Genomic DNA, 14,244 nt, shown 5'->3' on the forward strand with positions numbered 1-14,244 from the left:
TTCCGGGGAAGGCCTAACGGGCCATCGCGAGGAGCACTCCCATCGTGATCGCCACGGTGGTGGCGATCACCAGCTGTCCTCTCGACAGCCGGCCGTTCTCCTGCCTGCCCGCGGCCAGTTTCAGGCCGACTATCGCCGTGCGCAGCAGCACGCCGGTCACCATCCCGAGCAGCACCGGAACCACCTGGCCGGGCAGGGGACTGAAGGTGGCGACGACGACGCCGACCGCCGGACTCACGCACGCGACGACAAGCCAGGGCGCGAGGCGCTGGCCGGCCAGGTCCAGCAGTGCGGCGAGTGCCAGCCCTTCGCTGGCGGAGTGCGCCATCAGGGCGATGACCACGACGGTCGAAGCGGTCAGCGCCAGAGTCGCGCCCTCGAGGGCCCGATGGGTGGTCAGCGCGGCGGCGGTTCCCATTCCTCCGAACAGTGCCGCGCTGACCGTCTCCTTCAGGCGGCGGTGACCGCCGGGAGCGTACAGGCCGACGGGGCTCCTGCCGGAGTCGGACGGGCACGCGCATCCTTTACGGGTGAAGTAGGTGATGACCAGGAAGCCGAATGCCACCGCGATCCCGACCACCCAGAGGGGCACCCCGGTCTCGACCGCGTCCTGCCAGGCGTCGGGAAGCATGTCCGTGAGGGCGATGATCATCATCATCGCGGAGGCGATCGCCAGCCGGACCGCCAGTCGCGTGGACTCGCGCCGCGCGAGCCACGCCCCCGCGAGCGTCGACACCGAGATCAGTATCACGGCGATCCAGGCCCCGGTTCCAGGAGAATCTCCTGCCTCCAGCATCGGCCGCGTGGCCTGCGTCCAACATGCCGGCAGCATTTTCAGCACCCCTTATCAAGCTGACAGCGGAAGACCGAGGATGGAGCTCGGCGGGTTGCGTTCACCGCCGGAGATGCCGTCATTCTTTACCGTCCCAGCCGGCCGGATACTTCCCGAACGACATCACTCAACCCGGGCGATGTCGTGTGAGGCCTTTTAGTTGTTCCGCGCCAGCCGCCGGAGAGCCCTCCTCGCAGTGCCGTCCGCCCTGCCGCCCGAACTCGTCGAGCGCTCTGGTCACGCAGTCTTCCGATGGAATCGTGATCTTTTCATGAGAAAAATCCGCATAGTGACGTGCGCGAGGGGAAGCGTCGCTGGGAATCCGCTCCATGGGCGACCTCCGGTCAACCTTTCCATTATCCGAGATCTCTGCGTTTTCTCGATTCCCCAAAAAGCGAGCCGAAAACGCGTTCCCATGCATAACGCAACGCGATGGCAGGGGTCTTTATATTGATATTTCGGGCTTAAATGGGGTGTCAATTCCGAATTACCATGGCGCGTCGGCCACTCTCGCCGGAAGGACAGGTGAGACCGGGCCCTTCGGAGAGTCAGCCCGTATTCTCCGGTCCCTGCGCGGCCGGCTCGCTTCCTCCGACGTGGCCGCCCTCATCACCTCGACTTCCTTTCGCATCGCGGGGAGAAGCGGGTCGCCCGCCGCGCGGGGACAGGTAGTGGGGGCCGTGCGGATCGGTGCAGTGACCGGCATCGACACACTCGCTTCCGCCCACCGCGTCCTCTGGCGCGGGATCGACCTGGAGGGTGGTGTGGGTGATTCCGTAACAGCGGGCGAGCAGGCCCTGAAGGCGGCGCCGGACCGCGTTGCAGTCGCCTTCGGGGCGGACGAACACATGCGCCGACAGCGAGGAGTAGCCGGAGGTGAGCTCCCACACGTGCAGGTCGTGGACCTCGGCGACCTCGGGCTGGCTCGCCAGCCGGGCGCCGATCTCCGCCGGGACCAGCCCGGACGGCGCGGCCTGCAGAAAGATCCGTCCGGTCTCGCGGATGAGGCCGTAGCCGGCCTTGAGCATGAGCGCGGCCACGATCAGGGTGGCGATGGCGTCGGCCTGGACGAAGCCGGTCAGGGCGACGACCAGCCCGGAAAGGGCGGTGGCGATGAACGCGTACAGGTCGTTGACGATGTGCTGGAAGGCGCCTTCGACGTTGAGGCTCGAGCGGTCGGCTCTGCTGAGCAGCCAGGTGGCGGCGAGGTTGACGACGATGCCGATCAGGGCGGTGATCAGTACCAGGGTGCCGTCGACCTCGGCCGGGGTCAGGAGGCGCCGGATCGCCTCATAGAGGAAGAATCCGGCCAGCAGCAGGAGGGTGGCGCCGTTGAGCTGGGCCGAGAGGATCTCGGCGCGTTTGAGTCCGTAGGTGAAGCCGCCGTGTGGCGGGCGGGTGGCCAGGCGCATCGCCACCAGGGCGAACACGATCGAGGCGGAGTCGGTGAGCAGGTGCCCGGCATCGGAGATCAGGGCCAGGGATTGCGCGGCGAGTCCGACGGCGACCTCGCCCGCCATGAAGACGATCAGCAGGGCCAGGGCGGCGGTCAGGTAGCGGCGATCGGCGTCGGCCGAGACGGCGTGCCCATGCCCATGCCCGTGCCCGTGCCTGCGATGTGACCCGGACTCGTGGTGCCGCGTTTCCGCGGGTGTGACGGGCCCGTGTCCATGCCCGTCATGGTCGCTCATATGACGGAGCGTAGAGAAAGCATTTACTTATTGCCAGATCTCGCCACGGGTAAATTCCTCGTCGGCGCACATTCAGCCAATCCATAAAGTATGGATTACGGCATTTTCCATGAGTTTCCACGCGAGCGATCTCGCGCGACATGCTCGATGCGTCGGCCCCGTCCACCCGGCGACGGCGGTGGCCCGGCAGGAATTTTGCGTGGCACTCAACGTCCGACCCTCGAACTCCTCCCTCACGGTGCGATGCGAACATCCTTCGCATCAACCCGTTTCGGGAGATATATCTGAAATACAAATAGCATGGCTATTAAACCATAAATCCAATATATCAAGAGAAAAGTCCGACAAGTTTCACATTGTGCGAAATGTAAGGCAATTTCATGTACAATCGGCCAAACTTGCGATCGCAATTCAGGGACAATCAGTCATCAAATACAACCTTTCCCCATCCTCATTCAGTCGCCTATGATTGGGCACTCAAACCTTCCATTGGTAAAAGATACTTGAGCGGGTGTTCAGGTGTTTATGCGACAAGTAATCGGAGATCTACTTTGCGTAAGCATCACAGGTCAGGCACCGGGGCTTGACCGTTCAAGGGATTTATCCCCTGAACGCGATGCGGACCGAAAGGAGACATCGTGCTCGAAAAACAAATCCCAACCACATTGACCCTATTTGTCCTTACGGCCTGGTTCGTAGCCTTCACCCCGCCGGCCAAAGCCGCCCCCCTCCCCCAGCCCTCCGGAACAGAGAGCCGCCCTGCCCTCGCATGTTCCTACCGGCTCTCGCACGTGCGAGCGGTCAGCTTCCTCAACGTCCGCTCGGCCGCCAAAATACGCTCGCACCGCGTCGGCAAGCTCAAGGTCGCCGACGGGCGATTCGCCGGAGCGTGCCAGCCCACCAAGGGCTGGGTGGCGGTCAACTCCTCCCGAGGCAAACCCGGCTGGGCCTCCGCCAAATACCTGAGGAAGACGAAGACCTCCCAATCCTCCAGCACGGGGATCCGTCCCGCCCTCGCGTGCACCTACCGGGTCTCGCACGTGCACGCGAACGGCTTCCTCAACGTCCGCTCGGCCGCCACATCACACTCGCACCGCGTCGGCAAGCTCAAGGTCGCCGACGGGCGATTCGCCGGAGCGTGCCAGCCCACCAAGGGCTGGGTGGCGGTCAACTCCTCCCAAGGCAAACCCGGCTGGGCCTCCGCCAAATACCTGCGGAAGATAACCGGGAAGTAGGCGTGGGGTGGCCCGCTCCCGGCCCTCGGCCAGTTCCCTCGGCCGGGGGCGGGAAATCTCAGGCAAGCGATACGCGGAGACCGGACGCCGGCCGTCGTGGTCGGACTCCGGCGCACCGGCCCGGAAAGGCCAGGCCCTTACGGCCCCTGGCCCGGTGGGCGCGAGAGGCAGCGAAGATCTCACTGTTGTCGGCCCTGACACTGGGCGGGGTGGGAGAAGCGCATGGTCTCGCCCTGCCGGCCCCGGCCCCGGCCACGTGTTCGACGCCCGACGTCGTGTCTCATCGGGGGTACCGAGCCGGAGGGGTGGAGAACACCATCAAGGCGTTCGATCGGGCGCTCGACGCCGGCTCCGAGCAGATCGAGTTCGACGTCCATTTCACCAAGGACCACCACCCGGTGCTGATGCACGACGCGCTGGTCGACAGGACCACCACGGGCACGGGCCGCGTCTCCGACATGACGCTGGCGCGGTTTCGCGAGCTCCGTACCACGGACGCCCAACGTCCGCCGACCCTGTCCGCGGCCCTCGAACTCGCCCGGGGCCGAGCCGAGGAAGTGCTGGTCGAGCTCAAGGAGGTCCCGGATGCTCAGGACCTGCGCTCCCTGAAACGAGACTACCGACGGTTCGACGCCTACACGTGGGCGAGCCTGATGTCGTTCTCCCGGCCGGCTCTGGAAGCCGTCGCCTCCATCCCCGCCCGCAAAGGCCTGCTGGCCACAACCGCGCCGCCGCTCACGCTCGCCAGGAAGTTCGGCTTCGTCGTGGTGAGGTACGACAGGCTGACCGAGGCGCTGACCCGTGAATACCTCGACGACGACGTGGCCGTCTACGCCTGGACCCCCAACGACAGAAGCGCGTGGGAACGCCTGGCGGATTACGGGGTGGATCGCGTCATCACCAACGAGACATCCGCCTACCTGGCATGGGCCCGGGAAAGATGCGATCCGTGAAGGCGCGAAGAACCGTCTTCCTCCTAGCGTCGGCGACCGTGTCATCGCCGGTCACCGACGTTCCCGGTCCGCCACACCACTGTCCCGCCGTCCCGCGGGGGAAGGCACGGGGCGTCCCGCCGGGGAGGGCACAGGGGGTCGGCCCGGCTTCGCCGGCTGCTAACCTTGCACTTCCATATGTGAACCGGTGTTCGAGTGTCGTGGTTCGGGTGGTTCTCGCTGCCTGCCCGAAGCAGGCCACGGACACCGAGCCGGACCGGTCCGGAGCGCGGTTCGGACGCGGCGCCCCGGTCGAGCGCGGAGGGGATCGCGGCATGAGCAAGGCGACCACGGGAATGCTGCACCACGTCGAGCTCTGGGTTCCCGACCTTCCACGAGCCGTCGCCGGTTGGAGCTGGCTGCTGGGCGAGCTCGGCTACGTCCCCTTCCAGAACTGGAGCGATGGGCGTAGCTGGCGGCTGGGCTCCACCTATCTGGTCTTCGAGCAGTCGCCCGCCCTCAGCGCCGACGAGCACGACCGGTGCCGTCCCGGGCTGAACCATCTCGCCTTCCATGTCGAAAGCCGGGCCATGGTCGACACCCTGGCCGAGGGGGCGCCGCGACACGGCTGGACCCTGCTGTTTCCCGAGCGTCACCCCCACGCCGGCGGCGAGCACCACTACGCCGCCTATCTGGAGGACGCCGACGGGTTCGAGGTCGAGCTCATCGCCCCCGAGACGCCGGATGAAAGCCACCGCTCCGAATGAGAGCGGGTCGGCATGTCACCGACCGTGCCCAAGCGCTCGCCGGTGAGTGACCATCCGACCATCGGCGTTTTCACCCCGTGGATCCCACTCTCGTAAGGCTCACTGCCCGCGTGCCCTGGCGGTCGCCATCCGTTCGCCGAGGTAACCGTTCAATTGAGACATCTACATATGTGAATTAGGTCTTGACGAATATTCCTCTTCTGATCAAGACTGCACCGTCTGCGTGTTTCATGCCGGAATGCCCCCGCTCCGGCCCAAGCACGCCAACTGGAGGAATCTTTTGAGGAGTTCTCACAGTGGCAGGAGGGTCGGCCGTGTTGCGGCCGCACTCGTTCTACCCATTGTCCTCACGTTCAACGTACTACCGGTTCTCGCTGACCCCTCTCCCTCATCCAGCGAGGTCGTGCCCGACCGACAGTCCAGCACCACCCAGAACGGTGTCGCCCTGCTGCGCATCGTCGTTCCCGACCAGACCCGCCTGGATGTTCTCAACTCCATGGGTGTCGACCTGGCGGAGTACAAGAAGGACGTCGACGGCGGCATCGAGGTGCACGCCGTACTCAGTCCCCAGGAGGCGCAGGATCTGCGCAACCTGGGATTCGACGTGCGCGGCGCCATCTCCGACCAGACGGATCTCGCCGAGAACAAGGCCCAGCGACAGGCCGCGCAGTCACTGGCCGCCGCGGTGGCGGGTGAGGCCGACAAGCTGACCCCGCTGCGCGCCGAGTGGTTCGACAGCACCGACAACCAGCGCTTCCTGTCGGTGGAGGTCAAGTCGAGCGCGACCGACGCGGAGACCGTGCTCACCGCCAGCTGGGACAGCGGCCGCAAGACCGCCCCGGACTCCGGTGGCACCGCGACGATGTCGCGGTTCACCGACGCCGGCCAGTACATGTACCACCGGTTCAACTCGCCGCTGACCGTTGCCGAGACCCCCACCACGGTCACGATCACGAGCAACCACGGCACCTCGATCACGGTTCCGGTGACCAAGTGGCTGGGTGACAAGCGCAAGGCCCCGAACAAGCACTACGTCTCGGACTTCGTCGACCACTACATGGACCCGACCGAGCTCACCGGCCGGATCACCTCCCTCGCCAGGCAGTTCCCGCAGATCTCGGAGATCGTCGATCTGCCCAACAAGACGAACGGCTACCGCCGGGCGGCTCAGGCGCAGTTCGGCACCGCCGCGGCGAGCACGCTCTACGTGTCCTCCAAGGCGTTCGGCTCCGAGGGCGGCAACGACCTCAGCGTGGCGCTGGTGAAGCCGGACGTCGCCTCCAGCCCGCTCTCCGTGAAGGTCACCGGCAAGGACGTCGTGGTCAGCCTGGCCACGGACGAGTCCGCCGCGATCAGCAGCACCTCCCGCCAGGTGGTGGACGCGCTCAGCGCGGACGCCTCGGCCTCGGCACTGCTGACCGCCTCCACCTACCGCGGCAACGCGGGTGCGGGCGTGGTCGCCGCGGCGACGGCGACGAAGCTGAGCGACAACCTGAAGGCACCGGCGACCATCTCGCGCGCGCCGTTCCAGCAGAAGGTGCTGCGCATCGGCAAGAAGCGCGACGGCTCGAAGGTCGGTGTGTTCCTCTACTGCCAGGAGCACGCCCGCGAGTGGGTCACCCCGCTGGTCTGCACGGAGACCGCCGAGCGGCTCCTGCGCAACTACTCCCGCGACGCGCAGACCCGGAAGCTGGTCGACAACCTCGACATCTTCATCATGCCGGTGGTCAACCCCGACGGCGCGCACTACAGCTTCTACGACTACAACATGCAGCGCAAGAACATGACCAACCACTGCGCCGCCACCTCCGGTGACCCGGGATCGCGCAACTCCTGGGGCGTGGACCTGAACCGCAACTTCACCGTCGGCTCCGCCTTCGACGGATACGACGGCGCCTCGACGACGAGCTGCACCAGCGGCACGTTCGCCGGCCCGGCCGAGCTGTCCGAGCCGGAGGCGAAGAACGAGGTCTGGCTCACCGAGAAGTACCCGAACATCAAGTTCGCGATGAACACGCACTCCTACGGCGGCTACTTCATGTGGCCTCCGGGTGCGTACAAGGCCGCCGGCCGCGAGCTGCTGCCGCGGGTCGACTTCGGTACGGAGAACTTCTTCTGGGACGCCTCCGGTCACATCCTCTCCGCGGTGCAGTCCTACCGCGGTACGGCGATCTGGCCCGGGCGCACCGGTCCGGTTCCGGATGTTCTGTACTCGGCCGCCGGTAACAGCGCCGACGAGCACTGGTTCAACCGCGGCATCATGGGCTGGGACTTCGAGGTCGGCGCCGACCTCTACAACCCGACGACCAAGCAGTTCCAGGCCGTCGGCTTCCAGCCGGAGTTCTCCGAGGGTCACGAGGAGGCCATGGAGTTCGCCTCCGGCCAGATCGGCATTCTCGAAACCGCCCTGGCCTTCTCCAAGGACGACAAGGCACCCAAGTCGAAGCTGGACGTGACCGGCCGGACCGACACCTCGACCACGTTCACCTTCTCGATCAACGAGCCGGCGAACGTCTACTACACGCTGGACGGCAGCCGGCCGACGCTGAGCTCCCCCAAGCTCGTCTCCTCGGGGATGCGTGAGGGAACGCAGCAGATCACGGTCAACAAGACCACCCAGGTGCGCTGGTTCTCGGTCGACATCGCCAGCAACGTGGAGAACGGCTACAAGCCCGCCGGTAACAACAACAACTACAAGCAGGAAAAGGTAGAGGTTCGCAAGGTGCGATAGTCCGCATCGGAGTCGAACAGGCGGCCGCCGGTCTTCGGACCGGCGGCCGCCGCGTCTTCTCACCGGCTTTTCCACCTGGATCGAGCCGATACGGGCTCAGGGGCGTTCCGCCCACGGGGAATGCACGCCGCGTTCTACCGATGAAGCGAACCGATCCGGGCCCGGGGACGTTCCGCCTACCCGTCCCTGCGGCAGATGACGAAGTCGGCGAAGACGTGCCGGCCGGGCCGGTCACCGACCTCGTCGATCGCCTTGCGTACGTCCCGCAACTGATCCACGGTCATCTGCAGCGGCGGCTCGTCCGGCTGGTAGGTGGTGAAGATGGGATAGTCCACGCCCGGCCGGTTGGTCATCTCGATATGGCAGCCGAGGACGTGGGTGACCGGCCGGGCACCGGCGAACGCGATCAGGCGATCGATGGTGCGGCCGAAGGCGGGCCAGTCCTGGACGTACAGCCGGCCGGGATAGACCGTGTCGCCGGTGAGCAGGAATCCGGTGTGCGGATCGTAGAACGTGACGGCCGCCTCATGGTGCCCCGGGCTGGCCAGGCACTCCAGCACCCGGCCTCCGAGATCGACCCGGACCACCTGGTCGAGGTCGTCGCCGAACCCGAAATACTCCCAGGCGCCGCTCCGCTCCGCGTCCACGACGACGGTGCCGGGGCGGTCGGCGAACTGGGCGTCGCCCGCGACGTGGTCGCCGTGGGCATGCGTGTGGAGGACGAGCAGTTCGTAGCCGTCCCGCGGGTGTTCGCCGAGCCGGCGTTCGATCAGCTCGTCGACGACCCGGCGCAGGGGGAAGAACTCGGCGGACGCGGTGGCGCCGGTGTCGATGAGCACGGCCCGGGCGTCGCCGAGCAGCAGGAAGACGAACGGCGCCTCGTAGTTGACCGCCATGTTCTGCCGCAGGATGAACGTGCGCTCGTCGTAGGCGTGCACCTGGATGTCGGGGTCGGTGTTGTGCTTCGCCGACTCCGATCCGTGGATCCACCGGACGTCCAGTGCGCGAGGCCGGGGAACCTCGGGGGTGAGGCCGGTCAACGGTTCGCTTGAGCCCATGAAATCTCCTGGTGCGTCGTCCTGACAGGCCGGGTACGGTGCACGTCTTGTCCGGGAAAGCCCATGCCAGCTTTCGGACGCAACGTACCATCCGGAAAAATCGCCTAGTTCTGACGGATCAGCGCTCACGACGTTCTGACGATCGGCGCTCACGATCGCCATGCGGGAGTCAGCGCTCACGACCGCCAGGCGGGAGCCGGATACGGCGCCCGTGGGAGATCAGCCGTTTCCCACGATCTCGACGGAGATCCCGGCCGGGAGACCGGTCACGCTGACCGCGCCGTTCCGGTCGACCTCGATGTCGACCTCTTCCCCCGCCACCCGCAGTCCCCGCACGGACACCTCGCCGAGCGGCGTCCCGGCCAGGGGCCGCAGCAGCACGCGGCCGGCGGGCACATCGGGGTGGAGACCCACGGCGGCGTGCATGATCGTGACCGCGGCGGCGGCGGACCACGCCTGCGGACGACAGGCCGCCGGGTACGGCACGGGCCGGCCGACCGCTCCCCGGGCGTCGCCGGCGAACAGCTCCGGCAGCCGGTAGTCGAACGACTCCCCTGCCGCGAGCAGTCCCTCGGCGAGCGCTCCCGCCTGTGCGCCGAACCCGGCGCGCGCCAGGCCCGCGATCACGATCGCCGTGTCGTGCGCCCAGATGGAGCCGCAGTGGTAGGACAGCGGGCTGAACCCGCCCTCCTGCGACGACATCGTGCGCAGCCCGAAGCCGTCGGCCATCGCGGGCGAGGCCAGCAGCGCGGCGACCGCGGCCGACTCCTCGTCCGAGAGCAGGCCCGTGGCCAGCAGGTGACCGATGTTGCTGGTCAGCGCGTCCACGGGGCGTTTGTCCCGGTCGAGGGCCAGCGCCGGGAACCTCCCCTGCGGGCCGTCCACCCAGAAGTGGGCGCGGAACCGCTCGGCCAGGGTGTCGGCGTGGTCACGCCAGCGCGCCGCGCCGGGGCGTCCGAACGCCTCCAGCAGCGCGGCCCCGTCCCGGGCCGCCTGGTAGGCGTAACCCTGCACCTCGACCAGGGCGATCGGGGGCTCGGCCTGGTGCCCGTCGCGGAACCGTACGGCGTCTCCGGAGTCCTTCCACCCCTGGTTGGCCAGCCCGTGGGCGCTGGTGTCCATGTATTCGACGAAGCCGCTGCCGGAGTCGAAGTGCTCGCCGAGCCAGCCCAGGGCGGCCTCGAGGTGCGGCAGCAGAGCCGCCACCTCCTCCTCGGGCAGGCCCCAGCGCCACGCGTCGTGGAGCAGGCTGATCCACAGCGGGGTGGCGTCGATGGTGCCGTAGTAGGCGGCCGGCAGGCGCAGGTCGTGGCCCTCAAGGGCGAACTCGTGCCGCCGCAGCTCGTGCATGATCTTGCCGGGGGCCTCGCCCGACTCACGGTCGATCCGGGTGCCCTGGCGGCGCGCGAGAACCCGCAGGGTGCTCGCGGCCAGCTCGGTGCCGAGGGGCAGGAGCATGCGGGCGGCCCAGATGCTGTCGCGTCCGAAGAGGGTCAGGTACCAGGGCACGCCCGCGCCGAGGAAGGTGTCGCCGGGAGCGCTCGCCTCGGCGAGCCGCAGGGAGCGCAGATCGTCGAGCGACTGCTCCAGCAGCCGGGTCAGGCGGTGATCGGCGGAGACGACCCGGGGGCGGCTCCACTCGACGGCATGGGCGGGGGCGACCACGACGGCTTCCGGGTCGTCGATCACGGCGTTCCAGCGCAGCACGATCCGTCCGCCCGGAGGCAGGGTGACCTCCCAGCGCAGCCGAGCCGTCTCTCCCGGCTCGGCCTTGCCGTCCTCGCCGGTCACGGTGACCCTGATGCGGTCCGACTCCCAGGACAGCTCGCCGGGCCCGGTGAGCTCGGCCGGTGCGGGGACCGTGTCGCCGCCGGACTTCACCACTTCGATGGGGGCGAAGTCGCAACTCAGTTCGAGGGTGACGGTGGCGTGCACGGCCGTCGAGGCGGTGGAGGCGATCTCGACCTGCTCGCTCATGCCGCCCGGGGTGACCCGGCGGATCCGGTCGATCCGGAGCGTGGGGTCGGGCCGGCGATCACCCAGCCATCGCAGCAGCGAGACGAACCGGGCGCCGCCGGGCCCGTCGGGGGCATAGCCGACGGCCTCGGGCTCACGTCCGTCGACTTCCAGCTTGACCTGCGATAATGCTCTTGAGTCCGCGTGGAAGAGACCTTGGACGCCGGCGGGGCGGATCTGCCCGTCGGGGCCGCCCAGTGCGGTCGTGGGGGCCAGAACGGTGCTGACGAGGTCATGCAGCAACGGCTGCAGACGGTATGTCGTTCGGGGATCGATCACCTCGGTGGCGACCGCGCCTCCGGGTTCGGATATGGCTTCGACGAGCACGGACGGCCCTCCCAGGGTCAGCTCGGGCCGACGCAATCTTGACAGACGGGCGCCGGAGGTACACATTGCGAAGCGCTTATTTTACTTGAACGATCCAATTATGCCCTATTGGGCTTTGAACGTTCAAATTTTGGACTGGAAAGGTGCGGATGGCTCAGAAAGTGACGATCACCGACGTCGCGCGGCACGCCAAGGTGTCCCGTCAGACGGTGTCGAACGTGCTCAACACACCCGGGCTGGTCCGCGAGGATACCCGGCGCCGGGTGCTGGAGGCGGTTGAGACACTCGGCTACCGCGCCAGCCAGGCCGCCCGGCAGATGCGCACCGGAAGGTCCCGGCTGATCGCCACGCGCATCGAGCCGACCCGGGACGACATCGACGGAACAGTCTACGACCGTTTCCTGCACGGGCTCACCGAGGCGGCCGCCGAGGCCGGCTACCGCGTGCTGCTCTACACCGCCGACGACGATCAGTCCGAGATCGCCACCATCGACGACCTGCTCGCGGCGTACGAACCGGACGCCTTTGTGCTCACCGGCACCCACCACGGCGACATGCGCACCTCGTGGCTGGCCGGACGGCGGCTGCCGTTCGTCACCTTCGGGCGCCCGTGGGGCATGCCGGAGGGCCCGAGCCACCCGTGGGTCGACGTGGACGGAGCCGCGGGAACCGCCGCGGCCACCCGCCACCTCCTCGACGCGGGCCACCGGCGCATCGGCTTCATCGGCTGGCCTCCCGGCTCGGGCGTCGGGGACGACCGCCGGGCCGGCTGGGCGCGGACACTCGCCGCGGCGGGCGTGGATCCGGCCGGCCTGGACCGTGTGTCTGATGGCGGCGTGGCCGCCGGTGAGGCCCTGGCACGCGACCTGCTCGACGCCGACCGCCCGGCGACCGCGCTGCTCTGCGTGAGCGACTCGCTCGCACTGGGCGCGTTGCACGCCGCTCGCTCCCCCGGCGCCGGAGGGCGTGCGAACGGCGGGGCCGGCATGCCGATCGCGGTGATCGGCTTCGATGACACGTCCGCGGCCAGGGCGATGGGGCTCACCAGCCTCAGCCAGCCGCTGGCCGAGGCCGCGGCCTGCTGCGTCGCGCTGCTCGCGCACGCCCTCGACGGTGCCGGGGTGATCGGCGGAGCGAACGGCAAGACCAACGGCAGGGCGTTCGGTGAAGCGAACGGCGGAGCGTTCGATGAGGCACGCGGCGGGGCGGGTGGCGGGGCACACGGACCCGTCGCGACGCCGGCGGGCACGGAAACCTCGCGATCTCCGGGGTCGACGATGACCCCGACGGCCCTGATGGCTCCGGGAGGCCCGCCGGCGCAGGTGCTTCTTCAGCCGTCGCTGGTCGTGCGCCGGTCGGCGTGACCCCGCGGCCGCCTTCACCCACCAGCGAGGATCAAGGGAGTTCCGATGAAATGCGGCGATCTCCGTAACGCGGCTCTCGGCCTGGCCGTCTGCGGCATGGTTCTCTCCTCGACGGCCTGTGGCGCAGGCGACGGGCGGCAGGTACGGCAGAGCAGCGGGCCCGCCGCGCTGCGGATTCTCATCGGCTCCTCCGGCGACACCGAGACCACCGCGGTGCGCCGGGCCGCGGACGCCTGGGCCGCCTCCTCCGGGAACACCGCGGCGGTCACACCCGCGCAGGCGATCGCCCAGCAGCTCGGCCAGGCCTTCGCCGGCGACAGCCCGCCCGACGTGTTCTACGTCGACGCCTCCCGCTTCGCCGACTACGCGAGCGTGGGCGCGCTGGAACCGTACGGGGACAGGATCTCCGATCCGGCGGACTTCTACGGGAACCTGCGCACCGCCTTCACCCACGACGGCAGGTTCTACTGCGCGCCGAAGGACTTCTCCACCCTGGCGCTGATCGTCAACGACGATCTGTGGAAGAGGGCCGGGCTGTCCGGCGCCGACGTGCCCACCACGTGGGAGCAGCTCACCTCGGTGAGCGAGAGGATCAAGGCCAGGGGGATCGTCCCGCTGGTGATCGGCGACACCCACGACCGGATCGGCGCCTTCATGGTGCAGGCCGGCGGCCGGATCATCAGCCCCGACGGCAGGCGGGCCGTCGCCGACAGCCCGGAGAATCTCAGGGCCCTGCGCTACGTCCGGACGCTGCTTGAGAACAAGCTCGCCCGGTTCCCCCAGGACCTCGACGCGGGATGGAGCGGCGAGGCGTTCGGCAAGGGCGAGGCCACGATGACCATCGAGGGCAACTGGATCGAGGGAGCGCTGAGAGCCGACTTCCCCGCCGTCGAATACTCGGTGCACGAGCTGCCCGCCGGTCCGAAGGGCAGGGGCACCCTCGCCTTCACCAACTGCTGGGGCATCGCCGCCAAGAGCCCGTACAAGAAGGCGGCGATCAGCTTCGTCGAGGCGATGACCACGGTGGACCAGCAGATGGCGTTCGCCCGCGCGTTCGGCGCCATGCCCTCCCGGCGGTCGGCGAAGGGCCCCTTCACCAGGGAGTTTCCTCGGGACACGTCGTTCGTGAACGGCGCGGAATACGCCCGCGGACCGGTCAACGCCCCGAAGATGGAGAGTGTGCTCGCCGACTTCGACGCCGGCCTCCAGCAGCTCGCCCGGACGGCACCCGAGGCGATCCTGAAGCGTCTGCAGAAGAACACCCAGGACGCGCTCGACGACTGACCCGGGA

Annotated in this window: 10 protein-coding genes; 6 read left to right on the top strand and 4 right to left on the bottom strand. The window is 68.1% G+C overall.

Going from position 1 to position 14,244, the window contains the following annotated elements; genetic code table 11:
• Positions 1–13: 13 nt before the first annotated feature.
• Both DKM19_RS25615 and DKM19_RS25620 read right to left on the bottom strand, forming a co-directional pair.
• Positions 14–832, bottom strand: coding sequence for a hypothetical protein (locus DKM19_RS25615; protein ID WP_162641750.1), 819 nt, complete (start codon positions 830–832; stop codon positions 14–16).
• Positions 833–1,380: 548 nt separating this feature from the next.
• Positions 1,381–2,523: a cation diffusion facilitator family transporter gene (locus DKM19_RS25620; protein ID WP_110698947.1), complete on the bottom strand. Its 1,143-nt coding sequence runs from the start codon at positions 2,521–2,523 to the stop codon at positions 1,381–1,383.
• Positions 2,524–3,314: 791 nt separating this feature from the next.
• Between DKM19_RS25620 and DKM19_RS49740 the strand changes: the two genes are divergently transcribed.
• The 4 genes from DKM19_RS49740 (at position 3,315) to DKM19_RS25635 (ending at position 8,188) form a co-directional block, all read left to right on the top strand.
• Complete coding sequence (locus DKM19_RS49740; RefSeq protein ID WP_162641751.1) at positions 3,315–3,758, top strand: SH3 domain-containing protein; 444 nt, start codon at positions 3,315–3,317, stop codon at positions 3,756–3,758.
• A 275-nt stretch (positions 3,759–4,033) separates the two neighbouring features.
• Positions 4,034–4,711, top strand: a complete 678-nt coding sequence (locus DKM19_RS49745; RefSeq protein ID WP_369990623.1) for a glycerophosphodiester phosphodiesterase — start codon at positions 4,034–4,036, stop codon at positions 4,709–4,711.
• Between the two features lie 314 nt (positions 4,712–5,025).
• Positions 5,026–5,457, top strand: a complete 432-nt coding sequence (locus tag DKM19_RS25630; RefSeq protein WP_110705974.1) for a VOC family protein — start codon at positions 5,026–5,028, stop codon at positions 5,455–5,457.
• A gap of 403 nt (positions 5,458–5,860) precedes the next feature.
• Entirely contained in the window at positions 5,861–8,188 is a 2,328-nt protein-coding gene (locus DKM19_RS25635; protein WP_162641754.1) for a M14 family zinc carboxypeptidase, read from the top strand.
• Positions 8,189–8,364: 176 nt separating this feature from the next.
• Here the strand turns inward: DKM19_RS25635 and DKM19_RS25640 are convergent, their stop codons facing one another.
• Positions 8,365–9,246, bottom strand: coding sequence for an MBL fold metallo-hydrolase (locus DKM19_RS25640; RefSeq protein ID WP_110698950.1), 882 nt, complete (start codon positions 9,244–9,246; stop codon positions 8,365–8,367).
• A gap of 219 nt (positions 9,247–9,465) precedes the next feature.
• Complete coding sequence (locus DKM19_RS25645; RefSeq protein WP_239513586.1) at positions 9,466–11,589, bottom strand: glycogen debranching N-terminal domain-containing protein; 2,124 nt, start codon at positions 11,587–11,589, stop codon at positions 9,466–9,468.
• 149 nt (positions 11,590–11,738) lie between these two features.
• On the opposite strand from DKM19_RS25645, the gene DKM19_RS25650 reads away from it, so the two are divergent.
• Complete coding sequence (locus DKM19_RS25650; RefSeq protein ID WP_110698952.1) at positions 11,739–12,953, top strand: LacI family DNA-binding transcriptional regulator; 1,215 nt, start codon at positions 11,739–11,741, stop codon at positions 12,951–12,953.
• A gap of 45 nt (positions 12,954–12,998) precedes the next feature.
• Positions 12,999–14,237, top strand: coding sequence for an extracellular solute-binding protein (locus DKM19_RS25655; RefSeq protein ID WP_110698953.1), 1,239 nt, complete (start codon positions 12,999–13,001; stop codon positions 14,235–14,237).
• Positions 14,238–14,244: the final 7 nt, after the last annotated feature.

Source organism: Streptosporangium sp. 'caverna' (genome assembly GCF_003203775.1).
Taxonomy (GTDB): Bacteria; Actinomycetota; Actinomycetes; order Streptosporangiales; family Streptosporangiaceae; genus Streptosporangium; species Streptosporangium subroseum.